This is a genomic window from Achromobacter dolens, from assembly GCF_902859745.1.
Taxonomy (GTDB): Bacteria; Pseudomonadota; Gammaproteobacteria; order Burkholderiales; family Burkholderiaceae_B; genus Achromobacter; species Achromobacter dolens.
Window position 1 is genome coordinate 15,115 of record NZ_CADIJW010000031.1, and the last position, 20,750, is coordinate 35,864.

Annotated in this window: 11 protein-coding genes; 5 read left to right on the forward strand and 6 right to left on the reverse strand. The window is 67.4% G+C overall.

Annotated features, from left to right (window positions below; all coding sequences use genetic code 11):
- Window positions 1–68 precede the first annotated feature (68 nt).
- Complete coding sequence (locus tag HV783_RS19530; RefSeq protein ID WP_054503816.1) at window positions 69–524, forward strand: BPTD_2524 family lipoprotein; 456 nt, start codon at window positions 69–71, stop codon at window positions 522–524.
- 62 nt (window positions 525–586) lie between these two features.
- On the opposite strand, the gene HV783_RS19535 is transcribed toward HV783_RS19530, so the two are convergent.
- From HV783_RS19535 to HV783_RS19550, 4 genes are all read right to left on the reverse strand, one after another.
- The gene (locus tag HV783_RS19535) at window positions 587–4,486 is read right to left on the reverse strand and encodes a S6 family peptidase (RefSeq protein WP_175189716.1); all 3,900 of its coding nucleotides are present in this window, start codon (window positions 4,484–4,486) and stop codon (window positions 587–589) included.
- A 134-nt stretch (window positions 4,487–4,620) separates the two neighbouring features.
- Complete coding sequence (locus tag HV783_RS19540) at window positions 4,621–9,540, reverse strand: S6 family peptidase (protein ID WP_175189717.1); 4,920 nt, start codon at window positions 9,538–9,540, stop codon at window positions 4,621–4,623.
- Window positions 9,541–10,003: 463 nt separating this feature from the next.
- The gene (locus HV783_RS19545) at window positions 10,004–13,885 is read right to left on the reverse strand and encodes a S6 family peptidase (RefSeq protein ID WP_175189718.1); all 3,882 of its coding nucleotides are present in this window, start codon (window positions 13,883–13,885) and stop codon (window positions 10,004–10,006) included.
- Window positions 13,886–13,993: 108 nt separating this feature from the next.
- Window positions 13,994–14,419 (reverse strand): PaaI family thioesterase, encoded by a 426-nt coding sequence (locus tag HV783_RS19550; RefSeq protein WP_054503814.1) that lies wholly within the window; start codon window positions 14,417–14,419, stop codon window positions 13,994–13,996.
- Between the two features lie 167 nt (window positions 14,420–14,586).
- On the opposite strand from HV783_RS19550, the gene dinB reads away from it, so the two are divergent.
- The gene (gene dinB, locus HV783_RS19555) at window positions 14,587–15,669 is read left to right on the forward strand and encodes a DNA polymerase IV (protein WP_054503813.1); all 1,083 of its coding nucleotides are present in this window, start codon (window positions 14,587–14,589) and stop codon (window positions 15,667–15,669) included.
- Window positions 15,670–15,691: 22 nt separating this feature from the next.
- Here the strand turns inward: dinB and HV783_RS19560 are convergent, their stop codons facing one another.
- Together HV783_RS19560 and HV783_RS19565 are read right to left on the reverse strand one after the other, a co-directional pair.
- Entirely contained in the window at window positions 15,692–16,831 is a 1,140-nt protein-coding gene (locus tag HV783_RS19560) for a hypothetical protein (RefSeq protein WP_175189719.1), read from the reverse strand.
- Window positions 16,832–16,833: 2 nt separating this feature from the next.
- Window positions 16,834–17,295, reverse strand: coding sequence for a GatB/YqeY domain-containing protein (locus HV783_RS19565; protein WP_175189720.1), 462 nt, complete (start codon window positions 17,293–17,295; stop codon window positions 16,834–16,836).
- A gap of 168 nt (window positions 17,296–17,463) precedes the next feature.
- On the opposite strand from HV783_RS19565, the gene hmpA reads away from it, so the two are divergent.
- The 3 genes from hmpA (at window position 17,464) to HV783_RS19580 (ending at window position 20,559) form a co-directional block, all read left to right on the forward strand.
- On the forward strand, window positions 17,464–18,681 hold the full coding sequence (hmpA, locus tag HV783_RS19570; RefSeq protein ID WP_175189721.1) for an NO-inducible flavohemoprotein: 1,218 nt from the start codon (window positions 17,464–17,466) through the stop codon (window positions 18,679–18,681).
- Window positions 18,682–18,700: 19 nt separating this feature from the next.
- Window positions 18,701–19,138 carry an Rrf2 family transcriptional regulator gene (locus HV783_RS19575; RefSeq protein WP_054503809.1) on the forward strand — a complete coding sequence of 146 codons (438 nt, stop codon included), beginning with the start codon at window positions 18,701–18,703 and terminating at the stop codon, window positions 19,136–19,138.
- A gap of 173 nt (window positions 19,139–19,311) precedes the next feature.
- Window positions 19,312–20,559 carry a D-amino acid dehydrogenase gene (locus tag HV783_RS19580; RefSeq protein WP_054503808.1) on the forward strand — a complete coding sequence of 416 codons (1,248 nt, stop codon included), beginning with the start codon at window positions 19,312–19,314 and terminating at the stop codon, window positions 20,557–20,559.
- Window positions 20,560–20,750: the final 191 nt, after the last annotated feature.

The window sequence follows — 20,750 nt, forward strand, 5'->3', positions numbered from 1 at the left end:
ACCGCCCCGGCCACTTATGCCGGTGGCCGGTTTGCGGGATAATCGCGGCTATCAATCTGGAGAAACACATGGTTCGGAATCTGGTCGTGGCGTCGGCGCTGGCCCTGGGGCTGGCGGGCTGCTCGCTGGGCATTTCGCAGGATGGCTCGTCGCCGCACAGCGAGTTCAAGGCGCCCGTTGCCTTCAAGGACGCCTATGCCACCACGGTGCGCCAGGCCAACGCCTGCCTGCGCAGCACCGACAACGCCTATCGCGTGGTCTCGAGCCTGGACGAGGGCGCCCAGTCCGCCGTGGTGCGGGTGCTGGCCCCGTACAGCGACAATGAAATGACGCGGGTCGACCTGAAGGCCGCCGGTCCCAAGACCACCGAAACCCGCATCGTGATGTGGGGCAAGGGCACCTGGGACGCCGCGGCGATGCGCGCCATGCAGGACGCGATCTACTACGGCATGAGCTCGTGCGCCAGCTACATGCCGCTGGATCCGCGGCCGCCGGTCAAGCCGTCGCGCGACCTGCCGAAGTAACGCGGCGGGCGGCGGCCCGATCGCGGCGGCCGCGGTCAGGCCGCCGCCCGGCCTGGCGCCAATCAGAATGCGTGGCGGATATTCGCGTTGATCGCCTTGTCGGTGTTGTATCTGCCGAAGGCGGAACGTTCCATGCTCAAGCTGAGGCGGGTGCCGCCCCTGATCCTGGCGTTCACTCCCAACTCCATCAACATCCTGCCATCCTTGCCGTGGCTGGCGTGGATCTGCCCCAGATCGTCGCGCAACGACGTCGCGCCGGGGGCGCGCAGGTCAAATTGGTAACTCAGGGCGGCCAGCGAGGTCAGTTGCCACGCCGTGCCCTCGAAGGACTTGCCGGCCGCCAAACCCACGCGCCCGATCAGGGGGGTGAAGCGTCCCTGCCGTACGCTGACGTTGGCGCCGTGGTATTGCCAATCGAACCGATGGCCGGGCACCGTGCCGTACACCAGCTCGACCTGGGGTTCGACGAACGCGCGGTCGACCAGGGTGATGCGCCGTCCGGCTTCCGCGCCCAGATACCAGGAATGCCCGCCGTAATCCTGCGCCGCCAGGCCCATGGCCGGCATCCCATAGTGGTTGCGGTTGAGCACGTATTTGCCGATCACGTCGACATACCATCCGGCATCGAACAGGGCGGAGGCATAAAGACCGCCGCCCGAGGATCGGGTCTTGCCCGAGAAGGCCCGGCCGTTATGGCGGTTGTCGGTGAATGTCATGGTGGCGCCGGCGTAGACGTCGGCCCCGGCAAAAGCGAACTTCCGGTCGGCGCCGAGTTGCAAATGGGTATAGCGGCTCGTGGATCCCCCGCGCGCCGAGCTGCCTGAGCCGTTCATCAGGCGCGCCCAGCCGCCGGCATTGCCCTGGGCGTGACGCAGATCCCCCATGCGCCGGTTGAGGTTGTTCACTTCGGTCAGGAAGTTCTGGCGGCCGACGTCCGTCAGTCCCGTGCCGCCCTGGAGCGCGGCTTCGTCCCGCTTCAGCGCGAAGCCTTGCAACACCCATTGTGTCGCGGTGTCGGTGGCGACGACTGCGACTTGCGGGGTGAGGCGATGAAAGCCGAGTTCGCGCGTGGGCGTGTCCAGGGTGAAAACGTCGCCACGGGTGCCGGGCGGGGCTGTCACCAGGGGCGTGGGCGAGGGGGTGAGGCTGGCCGGCGACCGGGCCAGCAGGACGTGCAGCGCATTGTTCCGGCCGGCCAGGGACTGCCTGACCGTGATGCGGTCGGCGGACAGCCCGTCGGTCCGCATGAACACTTGGCTGTCGTCCATGGTCAGGACGTCGACGTCCAGCGATCTGAAGTCGGACGCACCAGCGAGAGCCAGGTCGGCACGATCGAGCCGCAACGATTTCGCCGACGACGTGGACCTCACCTGCCAGGACAGGTCTTGCATGGTCACGTCGGACGCGGGCGCGGCGATGTCGCCGAGGTAAGCGGCGCGCGGCGCGGTCGGGCCGACGGATTCGCCACCGCCAAGGCGGATGTGCGCGGCATCGTCGGACACAATATTGCCGGCAAGGCGGGTGCCGGCTTCCGCCTCGAGGCTGGCATCCGGACCATTCAGTCTCCAGGATTCGGCCGAGTAGGTCGTTGCGGGAAGGGCGGGGACCGCCGCCGCCCGCATCGACAGGATGGCGCGGGCCCCCACGCGCACTTCGCCATCCGAGGCGAGGCCGGCATGGCTTGTCACCCTGGCGTCCTCGCGCAGGTTCAGCAGCGAGCGGGTGAATACGCTGTGGCGGTCGAGCACCGCGTGGGGGGAAGAGACATGCGTTTCGCTATCGGCGCTGTCGATGCCCCCGTTGAAGCGCTCCGCGATGTGCAGGGTGGAGTGGTTCGCCAGGGTCACCCCTCCCTCGAATCTGCTTGTCCCGGCGTCTGTGCCAGCCCTCGATTCGCCGGCGGCCGGCGCCGTATTGATGGCGGTGCCGTCGTTCAGGTCGATGAAGACAGAGGCGCTGCCCAGGGTGACGATGGAATTATCGGCGAGGATATCGGTGGCGAGCACGGCGTTGCGGCCGAGATGGAGGCGCGCGTTGCGCAGTTGCAGCGATGCCATGCGGAAGTGGCGCGTTTCCCAGTCGGGCTGAGCGAAGGAGACGGGGCGGGTCCGCAGCGAGTCATCGCCCATGGACTTGAGCTTGTCCGCGACGGCGGCGGTATTGGCGGCGTGGACAAGCGGGTGCCCTTGCAGGTACAGCAGGCCGTTCTGCTGGATGAACGCGCCAGTGCTGTCGATACCTCCGTCGATGGCGAAGCGGCCCTGCGGCGTGGCGGTGTTGGCGATGTCGAGATTGCCGGTGAAATGGCCGTGCCAGAGGGTCGTGGCATTGGCGCCGCCGGGTGGGTCGAAGGCCAGGTTCACGGTGGCGGGGGAACCGCTATTGGTGAGCACGGCGCCGGCGTCGGCGCCGTTCAATCGATGGAAGGTGAGATCGTTGCCGTTGATGTCGAGCTTGCCCCCACGGAATCCCCACTGGATGTTGTCCGGATCGATCTGGCGGCTGTCGGCCAGCACCAGGGTTGGGCGGCCGCTGACGATGCGGACCGCCGCGAAGGCCTGAACCCGGTCGCTGGCATCGGCGCGTTGCGCCAGGATGACGGTGCCATCGCCAATGTTCAACGTGCCCGGGTTGATCCCTGAAGCGCTGATCTTCAGTGTGCCGGCGCCCAGCTTGTGCAGGCTGTCGGCCTCCACGCCGTTGACCTGCCAGTCGACGAACGCTTCCGCGTTCACCGTGATGCCGCCGCCTCGCCAGGTCTGGGTATCCGTGGGCCTGACGGCGTAGCGGCCGTCGAATGTGAGGGCGCCGGCGCCTTGGTCGACCGTGCTTTCCAGCGTGACGATGCCGCCGCCGCGAAAGGCCAGATCCTTGCCGTGATCCAGCGCGGCGGCCTGATTCGCCCCGAACCTGCCATGCATGGTCCAGGCGTTCTCCGCCTGGCTCAATGCGCCGGTTCCGCTGGCCCTGTCGTAGGTCCAATGAATCTCGTCATCGGGCCTTTGGGTGACCACCGGCGCATCGGTCTTGCCGTCGATGACATCCATGACGTCCGGGACCGGAATCACATTGAACGCGCTGAGCGTCGCGGCCTCGCCAGACCAGCCGGTCTGCACCGCTACCAGGGTCCACCGCCCGCGTTGCGCGTCCCAGGCAAACAGCGGAGAGCCGCTGTCACCGGGCCCGCCGTATGAGGCCATTGGACCCTGCTTGGGCGAGTAGGTGGCGCCCGGCAGCGCCCTCAGGAACCAGTAGGAATCCTCGGGCGATCCCACCGTGCCGCCGGTCAGGTAGGCGTAGCCGCCCGCGATGCGTGTGCGCACGCCGGCCCGGTCCTGGACCCGCTGCACGCCGGAGCCGACCCGGTAGAACACCGGGAAGCGGGACAGGTCAGTATAGGTTCCGGCGGCATCGCCGGCGTCGGTCATGGCGATGGGCGACACTTCGGTCACGACCTTGTTCAGGCGCGGGGAATGGAAGTCCTCCCAACGGTGGTTGTTGCGGTTGACCAGGGTATAGCGGGTATCACCGCGATAGCCAAAGGCCACGCCGGCGTAGCCGCCGTTGTGTTTGACGCTGACGACGTATTGCGGCGCCACCAGCGTTGCGATGCCCGAGGTGTCGGCCACGCTGAAATCGATCATGGGCGCGCGGTCCAGGATCGCGTAGGGCGCTCCGGCCTTGTCATGCAGCGGGATGCCCTGCGCGCCGGGCCGGAACTCCCCTTTGTTCTCCGCGAAGTCGCGATAGGTCTGGTAAGGCAGATCCGTGCCGACCATGGCGGCCTGCAACGGCGCCGCTGCCAGCAGACCCGCCAGGATCGACAGCCCGTGGCAGATCGGCCGGAAGGTCAGGCGGGGCGCGCCATGGCGGCCCGGCTTGTTGCGTGGATCAGGTCTTGCCGGGCTGGCCGGGAGGGAGGGGAGGGCGTTGCGGCCAGGTGACAGAGATTTCCAGCCCATGCGGCGCTTTCAACACGATAAGCGAAAGCGCCCATTGTCATGGATCAGGGTCCGAACCCAGGTCTGATAATGGGATGCCGCAGGGCCCGCGCCCGACCGACCGGCCGACCGGCCGACCGGCCAACCTTTCCGCCTCAAAACTGATAGCGCACGCCCACCTGGCCGCTGTAGTCGTGTTTCAGTTTGCCGGCAAAGCTGCTTTCCACCTGGCTATAGAAACGCCAGTTGGGCGACAGCCTGGCATTGAGCGATACATTGACCAGATAGCGGCTGTCGTCAGCCATCGGTGTGCGCAGCATATCTCCTCGGACGCTGTTGTTCAGGACATCGACGCTGCCGCCGCGCCGCAGATTCTGAAGCCGGAACAGCCCGGCTGAAAGCGTCAGTCCGCGTTGTTCGTCCGACTGGAAATTCAGCCCGGCGGCGGCGCCGATCTTGGCATAGACCGGCGTGCTGGCATTGACCCGTACGTCGACGGTGCTCTTGTCGCCATGCAGCGTGTAGCCGCTCGTATAGCCCGTGACCACTTCCACTGACGGTTCAATGAAGGCGCGATCATTGAACAGGTTCATCCGCCATCCCGCTTGCACGCTGGCCAGCACCGAATTCGAGTGCGCGCCATGCCCTTCGATGCGAAGATTGGCGGGCATGTGGTAGGTATGGTTGGTCCTCAGGTACTTGGCGATGAAGTCGACGAAGGGGCCGTCCTCGTTGATCAAGGCATAGTAGACACCGATGCCGCCGGTGGTGTGCTTTTCCGACAGGCCCGCATCGCCATGCCCCGAGCCTTGGGTATAGCTTCCCATGACGCCGTACAACTGCATGCCATCCTTGCGGTCCACGCCCAACTGCAGCGTATCGTGCTTCAGGCGCACTTGCTGATAATCGGCCTGTCCATGGCTGGTCTTGATCCATAGTCCGGCTGCTTCGTGCAATTGACGCACGTCGCCCAGGCGTTTGTTGAGCTGGTTGGTTTCCAGCACGAACGCGATCTTCGGCAGGCTGGCCAACGCGGCGGTGCGGTTGATTTGCTGGCGTACCGCGTTGATCTGGTTGACGATGTCGTCGTCCGCGGCGATGCCGGCTTGGCGCAAGCGGCCGATGATCTCGTCGCGCGACCGCAGGATGCCCAGTTCGGACAGCCTCAATGAATACGGCGTGAACAGCGACAGTCCCCCGGCGTGTGGCCTGTGGGTTTGGACTGGCGGGTCAGCGGGTTTTTCGACTGGCGGTTCCGCCGGTTTTTCGGCGGGCGGGTCCGCGGGCTTTTCGACTGGCGGCTCCGCCGGTTTTTCGGCGGGCGGGTCAGCGGGCTTTTCGACTGGCGGCTCCGCCGGTTTTTCGGCGGGCGGGTCGACGGGCTTTTCGACCGGCGGCTCCGCCGGTTTTTCGGCAGAATCGCCCTCGTCAGGCGTGGCCGCATCAGGCGCGTCGTCGGGGGGCGGCGTCTGGTCGGGCGTGACGACCGGTTCGACCGTCCTGTACGTCAATTGCCATCTTTTCTCCGTGTCGGTGCTGACGATCTCAAGGTTGGGCACGTAGAGCGTGAGTCCCTGCGTGACGGGACCCGACTTGAAGTAGCTGTCCAACGTGGCCGCGGGCGCTGTCGCCAACAGCAAGACACCGCTGTCGTCGGCGGGGACCGGATCGTGCACGAGGAGAGTAAGGTCCAGTCGGTTGTCGTCGCCCTGCGCCAAGGAGGCGATATGGATACTGTCGCTTTCGTGGGTCTGCGGCCTGGCGGTCATGGCGAAGCGCACGCCGCTGGCAATCAGCGTGTCGACCCGCAGTGCATGCGGGGTCCATGCCGGTCCGGGTTGCGACAACTCCACCCTTTCCGCCGTCGGCAGGTGCAACAAGTCGAACTCGCGATTCTCCGTCAGCTTCCACGGCGCTTCGTCGCTCATGCTGATGAGCCACCATTGCCGTTGATCGGCCGCATGGCTGACCGCCAGGCCGCTGCGCCAGGGATCGCTTGACGCAGGGGTGTCGGAGGCATCGCTCTTGACGAAGTACTTTTCCGGCGCAAAGCGATCCGCGGGCGTGGCGGCGGGTGCGCTGAACACCAGGGTTTCCCTGGCTTGTGCCGGACCGCTGGCTTGCGCCTGGCCGGAATAGGCGGCCCGCAAGCGGTTGCCGCTGCCCTCGAGCAGCGCGGTGACGGTCATTTCGTCATGGGCGCCGCTATAGGGATCCACGCGAAAGACAAAGACACTGTCGGATGCGGCAAGCGTGTCGACCGTCAGGGCATGAGGCGGATTCGCGGGCGTGGCCTCGATCAGGCCCATGGCCAACGCCTTGGCGGAATTCGCCTGCGGCGGGAAATCGCGGTCGAGCAGGCGGCTGTCACCGAAACTCAGTAGCGCGTTGCTTGCCTGTAGCCGATTCAAGGCCGAGTCCCCGGTGATGAACCAGTGGCCGTCATCGTGGATCCGCATGCCCGCCTGGTTGGCGCTGACAGCGCCAGCGTAGACCGCGGCAGCGGTGGACTCGGACGTGATGGCGGCATCGCCGCCGCCCAGGTTGATGCTGGCGTCGTCATCCGCGACGATGTCGCCAAACAGGCGGGTGCCCGCGCCGGCGTCGAGGGCGCCATGGGCGCCTTGCAATCGCCAAGCGGCGGCGCTGTAGGTGGTCCACGACGCGGCATCTTGCGGCGCTGCCTGCATTGACAGGAGTGCGTCCGAGCCAACCTGCACGTCGCCGTCGGAATGGAGGGCGGCGCGGCTCGTCAGCCTGGCGTCGTCGGCCAGCTCCAGCAAGGAGCGGGTGAACTCGCTGGGCTGCGTCAGCTCGGCCTGGGTCGAGGCCACGCGGATGGCGCTGTCGACGCTGTCGATGCCGCCAATGAACGAGTGGTTGATGCTGAGCGTGGATCCGTCCGTCAGGTGCACCCTGCCTTCGAAACGGCTTTGGTCAGCCGGGGCGAGCGCCTTCGACTTGCCCAGTACGGGCCGGGTCTGCACGCCGTTGCCGTCTTCGAGATCGATGTAGAGTTCGTCACTGCCCAAGGTCACGTTGGCGTTCTGCGCCAGGATGTTTGCGGCGAGCGTGGCATTTCTCCCAAGGTGCAGCCCCGCGTCCTTCAGGACGAGGGATTCCATCGTGAAATGCCGCGTTTCCCAGTCGTCCTGGTCGAAGGAGACGGGTTGGGTCAACAGTGAGTCGTCCCCCATCTTGCTGAGCTTGGCGACGATCGGCTTCTGGTTGACGGCATGGATGACGGGATGGCCCTGCAGGAAGAGTTGTCCATTGGTCTGGTGCAGGGCGCCGGCGATCCGGGTGCCGCCGTCGATCGCGAAATCGTTCTTCGTGCCCGCTTCGACGCGGTTCACCACGTTCAGATTGCCAGTGAAATGGCCGTGCCAGATATTGGCGATGGCAGCGGTGGCCGTTGCCTCGGTATCGGTTGCCGCGGTATCGGTTGCAACGGTATCCGTGCGATTGAAGTCAAGGTTGAGCGTCGCCTGCGCGCCGCGGTTCGTCAGGATCGCGCCCTTGTCGGCGCCGTTGAGACGGTGAGCGGTGATATCGTTGCCGTTGACATCGAGCTGGCCGCCGCGATAGCCCCAGTTGATGTTGTCGGGGTCGACCTGCCCGGCATCGCCAAGAACGACGGTCGGACGGCCGCTGGCGATATGGATTGCATCGAAGGCCTGGACCCGCCCTTCGGCATCGGCGCGTTGCGCCAGAATGACGGTGCCGTCGCCGACGCTCAGTTTCCCGGGATTCATCCCCACGCCATTGATCCGCAGCGTGCCGGTTCCGAGTTTGTGCAGGCTGTCGGCGGGCACGCCGTTGATGCCCCAATCGACGACGTGATTGTCGTTGACGAAAATGCCGGCGCCCATCCAGGTCTGGCTATCGACGGGCTTGACGGTGTAGTCGTCATCGAAGGTCAGCGAGCCGGCGCCCTGGTCCACCGAGTTCTGCAGGATCACGGTGCCACCGCCGCTGAAGATCAGGTCCTTGCCGTGGTCGAGCGCCGCCGTGATGGTGGCGCCATGCTTGCCATGCATCGCCCATGCATTGTCTGCCTGCGTCAGGCTGCCGGTGCCCTGGGCGGCGTCATAGGACCAGAGGATGTCGCCCAGGGTGGGTTGGGTGACGACGGGGGCATCGCGGTTCTTTGCCATGACGGCGTTGAACTCGTCGACGAGGATGACCACGAACGAATTGGCGGCTCCCTGGGGCTCGCTGTACGTTCTGGTGACAGCGACCAGCACCCATCTGTTCTCCTTGGCGTCCCAGGCGAATAGCGGGGAGCCGCTGTCTCCGGGGGCCCCGTATGACGCCATCGGGCCTTGAGCGGGGTTGTAGGTGTTGCCGGGGCTCGACACAATACTCCAATCGGAAATACTGGGCGAACCAATCGTCCCGCCGGTCCGATACTGGTAGGCGCCCTGGAGATTCGTCAGCGTGCCGTCCCGGTTCTTGACATACTGGTACCCCGTCCCTACCCGGTAGAACACCGGAAAGCGATTCTTGTTCTGGTAGGTGCCCTGCGCGGTGCCGGCGGCTGTCAGGGGCATCGGCGCCACTTCGGTCACGATCTTGACCAGCCGGGGACTATGGAAATCGCGTGCGTAATCGTCATTATTGCGGTTTGCGAATCGATAGAGCGTATCGTCCGCATAACCGAAGTTGACGCTGCCGTAAGCGGTATTGTGCTTGACGCTGACGATGTACTGCGGCGATGCCAGCGTCGCGATGGCCTTGCGGTCGACGCCGCTGAAATCGATCATGGGCGCGCGATCCAGGACGGCATAAGGAACGCCGGTCTTGTCGTACAGGGTGATATTTGTCGCCCCGGGCTGGAATGCGCCCTTGTTCTCGCTGAAATCGCGATAGGTCTGGTAGGGGAGATCGGTGCCGACGATGGATGCGTGAAGCGGGAGGGAGCCCAACATGCTGGCCAGGATCGACACGCCGCACAGCGCAAGCGCTTTTCGCTGGCGCCTTGAACGGCCGGTCTTTTTCACGCCGCGCCGAATCTCGGCGACCGGAACGACTTGTTGCCTGGCGTTTTTCTTCAGTGCGTAGATCTTGTTCATACTGCTTTCCGGTTATTGCGCCTCTCCTGGGCGCGGACGCGAGGAAAAATGGGCGCACGCGCTCGCCCCGGCGCCGTTGAGCGTCGGGAGTGTTGAAGCGGATTGCGGAGGTTGGGGATGCGCGGGCGCCGGCAAGGGCGCAGACGTCAGCCCGGCTTGGCCGGCATCGCTCGGAGTTGCCCTTCGCGCGGGGGCGTCACGGGGCAGGGGCGTGGGCCGCCCGCATGGGACGGGGTGCGCCTACCCGGGGCGGGAGGTGCCGCGGCGGCGGCGAGTGGCGGGTGTGTCCAATCCATGGGACGCTGTCAATGAGGCTTGATGAAGAGTCCTCATTGTCGGGGAATAGCGTCCCACCGCGGGTCTGATAATGTGGCGCGCGAGTCCTATATTGTTGCTGCTCGCTTGTTCGGCCAGTCGCCCGCCCCAGGGGGCGGGGCGAGGAATGATTTTGCATGCCCGCGTCTCAGAAGGCGTAGCGCATGTTCGCGTTGACCGCCTTGTCGACGTTGTACTTGCCGAAGGCGGAGCGTTCGAAGCCCAGGCTGAGCCGGGTGTGTTTCCTGATCCTGGCGTTCACGCCAAGCTCCATCAGCATCCGGCCATCCTTGCCGTGGCTGACGCGGGTTTCGCCGGCATCGTCACGCAATACTGTCACGCCGGGGGCGCGCAGGTCGTATTGGTAGCTGAGCCCCGCGAACGAGGTCAGTTCCCAGTGCGCGCCCTGGAACGTCTTGCCGGCCGCCACGCCGACGCGCCCGATCAACGGGTTGTCCCGCCCATGCCGCACGCTGACGTTGGACGCGTTGTGCTGCCAGTCGAAGCGGTGGCCGGGCACTGCGCCGTACACCAGTTCGACCTGGGGTTCGACGTACATGCCCTTGGCGACGGCGAGGCGCCATCCGGTTTCGGCGCCGAGATACCAGGAATGCGAGCTGCGCTCCTGACGCGACAGGCCCATCGCCGGCATGGCGTAGCGGTCGAGGTTGCGCAGGTATTTGCCGATCACGTCGATATACAGCCCGGAGCGGAACAGGGTCGAGGCGTAGAGGCCGCCGCCGGTGGATCGGGTCTGGCCGGAGAAGGCGTCGCCGCTGTAGCGGTTGTCGGTGTGGGTCAAGGTGGCGCCGGCGAAGACGCTGGCCCCGCTGAACGTGAATTTGCGGTCGGCGCCGATCTGCAGAAGCGTATAGCGGTTCGAATAGCCGGTCCGGGCCGAACCGGAATCGCTCATCACGCGGGCCCAGCCGCCGGTCTCGCCAGGGGCGTCGCGCAGGTCCCCCATGCGGCGGTTCAGGTGATTCACTTCGGTCAGGAAATTGCGATAGTGGACGTCCATGAAGTTGCGGCCGTTGTCGACGTTTTTTTCGACCCGCCGCCTGTCGACGCCTTGCAGCACCCATTGCGTGGCGGTGTCGGTCTCGACGACGCCCACCAGCGGGATCAGGCGATGGAAGGCGAACTCCCGCTCGGGCGCGCTGATGGTGAAGACGTCGTTGCGGGAGCCCTTGGGCGCGGCGACCAGGACGACGGGCGCGGCGGGATTGGCCGAGGAGCGGGTCAGGGCGGGAGCCAGCGAGGGGGCCAGCCGGACATGCAGCGCGTTGTTCTGGCCGGTCAGGGACTGCGATACCGTGATGCGGTCGGCGGACTGGCCGTCGGTGGCCATGAACACCCGACTGTCGTCCAGGGCAAGCGAATCGACGCTGAGGGATGTGAAGCCAGGTCCGCTGGCCATATCCACCTGGACGCGGTCGAGCTGCGCCGATTTTGCCGACGATGCCGACTTCACCTGCCAGAACAGGTTTCGCATGGCCACGTCGGAGGCCGGCGCCGCGATGTCACCGGCATAGGCCGCGCGCGGCCCGTCCTGGGCGGCGGGTTCGCTGCCGCCCAGGTCGATGTGCGCGGCGTGGCTGGACAGAATGTCGCCGAACAGGCGGGTACGGGACCCGGTATCGAGGCGGCTGTCGTGGCCGGTCAGGGCCCAGGATGCGGCCGAGTAGGTCGTCCAGGGCGCATCGGCGGCGGCCGCGGCCAGCATCGACAGCGCGGCAGCGGTTTCCACTTGCACCACGCCATCGGAAATGATGCCGGCATGGCTGGTCACCCTGGCGTTGTCCTGCAGGCGCACCCGGGAACCGGCGAACCGGCTGGGGCGGTCCAGCACCGTGTGGGCCGAAGCGATGTACGTTTCGCTGTCGCTGCCATCGATGCCGCCGCTGAAGTAATCCGCGATGTGGAGCGTGGAGTGGTTCGCCAGCGTCACCCGCCCCTTGAACCGGCTGCGATCCGCATCGTCGCCGGCCTTCGATTCACCGGCAGTCGGCGTGGTCTTGATGCCATTGCCGTCGTTCAGGTCGATGTACACGAAGCTGCTGCCGAGGGTGACGGAGGAGCGGTCGGCATGGATATCGGTGGCGAGGTCGGCATTCCGGCCAAGATGGAAGTCCGCGTCCCGCAGTTCGAGCGACGCCATGCGGAACCGGCGTGTCTGCCAGTCGGGTTGCGTTAAGGACACGGGTTGGGTCAACACCGAATCATCGCCCGTGGCCTTGAGCTTGTTCGCGATGGCGACCGTGCTGGCGGCATGGGTGACCGGGTGTCCCTGCAGGTAAAGCTGGCCGTTGTGCTGGACGACCGTCCCGGTGGTGTCGATACCGCCATCGATGGCGAAGCTGTCTTGGGCGCTCGCATCGACGGTATTGGCGATGTTGATGTTGCCGGCGAAATGGCCATGCCACATGGTGGCGGCGTGGGTGACGCCGGGCCGGCTGAAGTCCAGGTTCACGGTGGCCAGCGGGCCGCTGTTGGCGAGGATGGCGCCTTCGTCGGCGCCGTTCAATTGATGGAAGACGAGGTCGTTGCCGTTGATGTCGAGCTTGCCCCCGCGGTAACCCCAACTGATGTTGTCGGGATCGATTTGCCGGCCGTCGGTCAGCACCAGGGTGGGGCGACCGCTGACGATGCGGGCGGCGCTGAACGCTTGCTGCGTTCCGGCCGCATCCGCCTGTTGCGCCAGGATGACCGTGCCGTCGCCGACATTCAACTTGCCGGGGTTGGCCCCGGTGGCGGCGATCCTGAGGGTGCCGGCGCCCAGCTTGTGGAGGCTGTCCGCCTCGACGCCGTTGACTTGCCAGTTGACCGTGCTGCCTTCGTTCACGACGATGCCGCCGCCCCGCCAGGTCTGGATATCGGCGGGCTTGACGGTGTAGTCGCCGTCGAAGGTGAGCGCGCCGGCCCCCTGGTCCACCGGCTGCGCCAGGACGATAGTGCCGCCGCCCTGAAACGTCACGTCCTGGCCGTTGTCCAGGGCGTCGGGGCCGGCGGCGTCGAGCCGGCCGCGCACGTCCCACGAGGCCGGGCCCTGGGTCAGCGCGCCGGCGCCGGTGGCCTCGTCGTGGGTCCAGAGGAGGTCGCCATCGGCGGGGGCCGTGATGACGGGCGCCGCGGTCCGCTGCTGCATGACGTCGAGGATGTCTTCGAGGGGGATCACCGTATGGTGGGTGGTGATTCCGGTTATCTCGGTATAGCCGCTCAACACGCCCAGCACGACCCATTTGCCGTCGCGGGCGTCCCAGGCGAAGAGCGGCGATCCGCTATCGCCGGGCACGCCGTAGGACGCCATCGGTCCCTGGGCCGGGTCGTAGAGGTCGCCGGAATGGGAAAGGAATGTCCAGAACGAAAAAAAAGGGCTTCCGACCGTGCCGCCCGTGCGGTAGAAGTAGGCGCGCTGGAGGTCGGTGATCTTGCCGGCCCGGTCCCGAAGGTATTGGTGGCCGGCCCCCACGCGATAGAAGACGGGAAAGCGGGTCTGGTCGCCATAGACGGGCAATCTGCCGGCGCGGGTCATGTCCAGGGGCGCTGCCTCGGTCACGATCTTGTTAAGCCTGGGCGTATGGAAATCGAGCCGCGCATGTTCGTTGCGGTTGACGATCGTGTAGGTGGTGTCGTCGCGATTGCCAAAGATCACGCGCCGATAGCCGCGGTTGTGCTTGACGCTGATGATGTGTCCGGGCGACACCAGGGTGGCGACGCCGGTCCGGTCCACGGAACCGAAATCGATCATGGGAGCGCGATTCAAGCTGGCATACGGCTTGCCCGCCTTGTCGTACAGCGGGATGTCCTGGGCGCCCGGCTGGAAGGCGCCCTTGTTTTCAGCGAAGTCGCGATAGGTCTGATAGGGGAGGTCGGTGCCGACGACGGAAGCATGGAGCGGCGTGGCGCCCAGCGCCGCCATCACGATCGACGCGCGGCCCAGGAACGGGCCGAGGCTGTCGCGGAAGCGGCCGCCGGGGGCCTTAGCGGTGACGTGGCGGATGCTGGGCGGCTTGTGTTTGCAATCCATGCGGCGCTTTCAATGAGGCATTCGGGAGCGCTCATTGTCATGGATTGGCGTCTCACGGCGAGTCCGATAATGTGGTGTCCGGACCCCGCCGCAGACCGGGCCGCCGCTTCAGTCGCCGCCGGGACGGCGGCGGATGATCTTGAAGGTGGCGGTGGCGCGCGCCACCAGTTCGCCGTCGGCGCGGCGGATGTCGCCCTCACAGAAGGCGATGGATCCGCCGCGGCGCAGGCAGCGCGCCTCGATCACCAGGTCGCCGGTGCCGGGCGACAGGAAGGTGGTGTTCATGTCGATGGTGGCCATGCCCTCGGTGGCATCGGCCGAACCACGCGCGGCCGCGCTCAGGGTGAAGTCCAGCACGCTCATCAGGGTGCCGCCGTGCACGTCGCCGCGGCTGTTGGTCAGGTCCTGGCGCCAGGGCAGCGAGGTGCGGGCGTAGGCCGGCGCGATGCTTTCGGGCACCAGGCCGATGAAGCTCATGAACGGGATGGCCAGGCCGAAATATTCGCCGGTGGCGGGGGTTGCGGTTGCAGTCATGGAGATGGGCACGCAGGGAAAGGGAACGACGGGAATTTGGCGGTCATAATATCCACTTTTACGCCGCCGGCCCGCGAGGATGCGGCGGCCATGGCCGTTTTTTTCGGTGACCGTACTTTTCGCGCCCGTGTGCGCGCCATGCGGTCGCCGATCCGTTTTCCGCCGACATGAGCGACGTCACCCGCAAGATCGTACATATCGACATGGACGCGTTCTACGCCTCCGTGGAACAGCGCGACAACCCCGAACTGCGCGGCCAGCCGGTGGTGGTGGCGTGGACCGGGCCGCGCTCGGTGGTGTGCGCGGCGTCCTACGAGGCGCGCCGCTTCGGCGTGCATTCGGCCATGTCGGCGGTGCGCGCGCAGCGGCTCTGTCCGCAGGCGGTCTACGTGCCGCCCGACTTCAACCGCTACCGCGAGGTCTCGCGCCAGATCCGCCAGATATTCGCCCGCCATACCGACCTGATCGAGCCGCTGTCGCTGGACGAAGCCTACCTGGACGTCACCGTCAACAAGCTGGGGCTGCCGTCGGCCACCGAGGTGGCGCAGGTGATCCGCCAGCAGATCCGCGCCGAGACCGGCCTGACCGCGTCGGCCGGGGTGGCGCCCAACAAGTTCCTGGCCAAGATCGCATCCGACTGGAACAAGCCGGACGGCCAGTTCGTGATCCGTCCGAACCGGGTGCTGGAATTCCTGCAGCCGCTGCCGGTGCGCAAGGTGCCGGGCGTGGGCAAGGTGACGCAGGCGCGCCTGGAGCAACTGGGCATCCAGACGGTGGGCGACCTCGCCACGCATGGGGTCCAGGAACTGGAACACTACTTTGGCCGCTACGGCCGCCGCCTGTATGAGCTGGCGCGCGGCATCGACGAGCGCGAGGTGCAGACCGACCAGCCGCTGCAGCAGGTGTCGGCCGAGACCACGTTTTCCGAAGACGTGCGGCTGGACGCGATCGGCGAGGCCCTGGACCGCATGGCCGAGAAGGTCTGGAGCCAGGCGCTGAAAAAAGGCGCGCTGGGCCGCACGGTGGTGCTCAAGCTCAAGACCGACCGTTTCCGCATCCTGACGCGCAGCCAGACCAGCCCGCATCCGCCGGCGTCGGCCGCCGAACTGGCGGCGCTGGCGCGGCTGCTGTGCGAGCGTGTCGACCTGCCGGCGCAGACGCTGTACCGGCTGGCCGGCGTGGGCATGAGCAATTTCGCCGACCCGCAGGAGCAGACGCGCCAGCCGGATCTGTTCGGCGGCGCGTTCTGAGGGGCGGGGGCAGCGCGCGCTGTCAGGCGGCGTCGAGTTCGCGCTTGATCGAGGCGTTCTTGATGGCCTTGCGGCAGCGGGCGACGTAGGCCGGGTCGTTGGCGCAGGCCAGTCCCAGTTCCAGCAGCAGCCAGTCGCGCAGCCGCGCGTCGCCGTGCTTGAGCCTGGGATCCATGGCATCGACGCGCGCGAACAGGGCGTCGAATTCCTGGCTATCGCGCGAGGCGCCGGCGCCTTTTTCTCGGACGCAGAAGGCGGGCACCAGGACACTCAGGCCGTCGCCGTTGTCGGGCGTGGCCAGATCGGGGTGTTGCGCCAGCGCGGCCCGCAGCGCGTCGTAGTCGCCGGCGTCGATGATCGGCTGCAGCGCATATTCGCGGCAGGCCGGGCCGATGCGCTTGTTGGCGCACAGATCGAGCGCGGCCTGCAGGCCGTCGCGGGCGCTGACGGCGGCCACCAGCCGACTCTTGATCGTATCGATCTCGTGGCGCTCGCTGCGCGTGTTGCACTGGGGCAGCAGCTTGAGCGCGGCGGCGGCGTCGCCATGGTCGGCCGCGTCGCGCAGCAGGATGCGGTAGCCCTGGTAGCGGTTGTCTTCCTCGCGGAAGATATGGGTGACGCGCAACTGCTGGATGTAGGGTTCGGCCGCGGCGGCGCGCGCCGCCTGGCTGGCGCCCGAGTGCAGGGCCAGTGCCAGCGCGTCTTCGATGATGTGCAGGGTGATGTGATTGAAGACGATGTCGTCGCGCAGCGGCGCGATGGCCTGCGCCATCGCGGCGGGCGCCAGGCAGGTGGCCTGGAACAGCAGGTACAGGCAGCGGGTGTAATCCAGCGTGCCATCGGCGTCGCCGGGGCGGCCATGGCTGCCGCGCCACAGGCCCAACGTCACTGGGCGCGGCTCGCGGTAGCCCAGCGCCGAGCCGCCGCCCGCGCCCCAGCCGTGGCCGTTGTCCGGCTCGGCGGCCAGGCGTTCGATCACGGGCGCGATGGCGTCCGACAGGCGGCGCAGGGCCGCCGGGTCGGCCCGCAGTGGATCGGACAGGGTGGCGTCATAGCGCGACTCGAAATGCTGCCGCGCCAGGTTGATCGCCGCCACGCAGTCGCCGATCGCCCCGCGCAGCGGCGGGGCCAGGGCGTCCAGCGTGTCGGCGGCGCCGGCCATGCTCAGGCGAGCCGGCCCTTGACCTGCTGCGACAACGCGGTCATGTCGGCGCGGCCGGCCAGCGACTGCTTGAGCAGCGCCATGACCTTGCCCATGGCCGGGGCGCCGGTGACGCCCTGCGCGGCCACTTCGGCCAGCGCGGCGTCGATGGCGGCAGACACTTCCTCGGGCGTGGCGGCCTGCGGCAGGAATTCCTGCAGCACGACCAGTTCGGCCTTTTCCTGCTCGGCGGTCTCGGTGCGGCCGGCCTGCTCGAACGCGGCGATGGATTCGCGGCGCTGCTTGACCTGCTTCTCGATGATGGCGGTGATCTCGGCGTCGGTCAGGTCGCGGCGTTCGTCGACTTCCTTCTGCTTGACGGCGGCCAGCAGGAAACGCAGGGTGGCGAGGCGCTCGACCGCCTTGGCGCGCATGGCGTCCTTGACGGCGTCGGAGAGGCGGGTCTTGAGCGTAGCGGTGCTCATGGGGGAACCTTTGTGGTGTTGCGTCAAAGACGCAGTGTAACCGTGGGGCGGTGATCCGTGGGGCGGCCCCGGCGGGCGCGGATTTTGCGCCTCCTTTTTAAACATGTATTATTAATGCATCTTTAAAAAGGATGGCCCAGGCGCCGTCCGCAGCGCAAGGAGCAGTCAATGTTGAGCCCGCAGATCCGCGTCCTGGTCAAGGCCACGGCCCCCGTCCTGAAAACCCATGGCGAGGCCCTGACGCGCCATTTCTACGCCCGCATGTTCCAGCACAATCCGGAACTCAAGCACATCTTCAACCAGGGGCACCAGGCGGGCGGCGAGCAGCAGCAGGCGTTGGCCGGCGCGGTCGCGGCCTACGCCGAGCATATCGACGACCCGTCGGTGCTGGCGCCGGTGGTGACGCGCATCGTCCACAAGCACGTCAGCCTGGGCATCCGGCCCGAGCACTACGCCATTGTCGGCAAGCACCTGCTGGCCTCGATCCGCGAAGTGCTGGGCGAGGCCGCCACCGATGAACTGGTCGACGCCTGGGCCGCCGCCTATGGCCAGTTGGCCGACATGCTGATCGCCGCCGAGGCGCGGTTGTACGCCGAGTCGGCCGCCAAACCGGGCGGCTGGACCGGCTGGCGCGCGTTCCGCGTGGTCGGCAAGCAGCCCGAAAGCGCCGAGATCACCTCGTTCTACCTGGCGCCGGCCGATGGCGGCGCGGTGCCGGCCTATCTCCCCGGTCAGTATGTGTCGGTGCGCGTCTACGTGCCGGAGCTGGGATTGATGCAGCCGCGTCAGTACAGCCTGTCGGACGCGCCGGGCCAGGACCGCCTGCGGATCTCGGTCAAGCGCGAAGCGGGCGGCGCGCACGGTCCGGCCGGACGCGTGTCCAATGCGCTGCACGACCGCCTGGAGGAAGGCGGCGTGCTGGACGTGGCGCCGCCGCAGGGAGACTTCCACCTGCGCGAGGACGGCGACGCGCCGGTGGTGCTGCTGAGCGGCGGGGTCGGGCTGACGCCCATGGTGTCGATCCTGAACCACTTGGTGGCCACCGGCGATGCGCGCCAGATCCGCTTTGTGCATGGCTGTCGCAACCAGGCGGTGCACGCCATGAAAGACCACGTCAACGACATCGCCGCGCGCCGCGGCAACGTGCGCAAGGCGGTGTTCTACGAGCAAGTCGGCGACGCCGACCGCCCGGGCCGCGACTACGACCATCATGGCCGGGTCGACCTGCGCGCCATCCGCGACGAGGCCATCGTGCCGGATGCCGATTACTACCTGTGCGGCCCGTCCGGTTTCATGCGGGCGCAGCGCGAAACGCTGCTGGCGCTGGGCGTGGCGCCGGACCGCATCCACGCCGAGGCCTTCGGCAGCGGCGGCGCGCCGGCCTGAGCGGTGTATCCTGGCGCCCATGCAACTGACCCGATTCACCGACTTCGGCCTGCGCGTGCTGATGTATCTGACGCAGTGCCGCGACCGGCCCGCGGCGGTCACCATTCCGGAGATCGCCACGCGCTTCGACCTGTCGCGCAACCACCTGGTCAAGGTGGTGCATTTCATGTCGCAGCGCGGCTGGGTCAGCACGGCGCGCGGCAAGGGCGGCGGCCTGGCGCTGGCGCGCCCGGCCGGCGAGTACCGGCTGGGCGACCTGGTGCGCGAACTGGAACAGCAGGGCCCGCTGATCGACTGCCGCGAGCCGCCCTGTGCGCTGGACGGCGCCTGCCGCCTGGCGGGGGTGCTGGCGCAGACCCTGCAGGCGTTCTACGACGCGCTCAATGGCTATACCCTGGCGGACCTGGTGCGCGATCCGACCGCCGCGGCCATCATCAGGCTGCATCGCGCCGCCTGACGGCGGCGCCGGCGGCTCGCCGGTGGCCGTGGGCGTGACGTTTGGCGGCGAGGCCGGGCCATGAGCGCCGTCCATGAGCCGCGGTTATGGGTGCTGGGGCTTTGGTGATTTGCGGTCATCCGTCCCCCGCTTCAGAATAAGACCGTCGCCATTTTCTTATCGGGATGCAGGCTATGCGGGTATGCGTGATCGGCGCCGGGGTCGTGGGCGTGACCTCGGCTTATTTCCTTGCCCGCCAGGGCCACGAGGTCGTGCTGGTCGACAGCCACGCCCATCCGGCCGAGGTTTCCAGCTACGCCAACGGCGGCCAGCTCAGCTACAGCTACGTCGCGCCGCTGGCCGGGCCGGGCGTGTTGCCGAGCGTGCCGGGCTGGCTGCTGCGCGAGGATTCGCCGCTGCGTTTCCGGCCGCGGCTGGACCCGCATCAGTGGCGCTGGTGCCTGCGCTTCGCGCTGGCCTGTCGCGCCTCGGTGGCGCGCGAGTCCACCGCGCAATTGCAGGCGCTGTCCTTTCTCAGCCGCGACGCCATGCATGCCTTGCTGGAACAGGAAAACCTGGAATTCGGCCATCTGCGCAACGGCAAGCTGATCGCCTACCGCAGCGCGGCCCTGCTGGACAAGGCGCGCGCGCTGGTCGCCTACCAGGCGGCCCACGGCGCCGAGCAGCAGGTGCTGGACGCCGCCCAGACGTTGCAGCGCGAGCCGGCGCTGGCCGGCATGGGCGCCAGCCTGGCCGGCGCCATCTACACCCCGAGCGAAGAGGCGGGCGACTGCCGCCAATTCACGCAGGCGCTGTTCGAGCGGCTGCAAGCGCTGCCCAACGTGCATTGCGCCATGTCCAATCCCGTCGCCGGCCTGCAGCGCGAGGGCAGGCGCATCGTCGCGGTGCACGCCCAGGACGGCGACATCGGCGCCGACGCGGTGGTGCTGGCCACGGGCATCGGCACGCGCGCCTTGCTGCGACCGCTGGGCCACGATGTGCCGCTGTATCCGCTCAAGGGCTACAGCCTGACCGTGCCGCTGGCGGACGACGATACCGTGGCGCCGCGCATCAGCGTCACCGACTACGAGCGCCGCATCGTCTATGCGCGGGTCGGCGGGGTACTGCGGATCGCGGCCATGGTGGACATCGGCAGCGCCAATGCCGACATCGATCCGGCCCGCATCGCGCTGCTCAAGCGCCAGGTGCGCGAGGCGTTTCCGGCGCTGGACCTGGCGCAGGCGATTCCCTGGGCCGGGCTGCGCCCGGCCACGCCCACCGGCAAACCGCTGATCGGACGCAGTTCCGCCGCCGACAACCTGTGGCTGAACATTGGCCAGGGCGCGCTTGGCTTCACCCTGGCCTGCGGCAGCGCGGCGCTGCTGACGGCGCAGATGGCGGGGCTGGATACGCCGCTGGACCCGCTGCCGTTCAGACCGTGAGGGTGGGGCCGCGCCGCGGGGGGCTGCAACTCGCGGGCCGGCACTTCGCGGGCTGGTATTTCCCGGGCCTCCGCTGCCTGGGTCTCTGCGTCCCAGGCCTGCGTTCCCCGCCCACGACGGCCTGGGATATGGCGGCCTCGGGAATGTCCATTTCAAGGTAGTCCCTGCCTGTTCATCGGCAGACGGGCGCT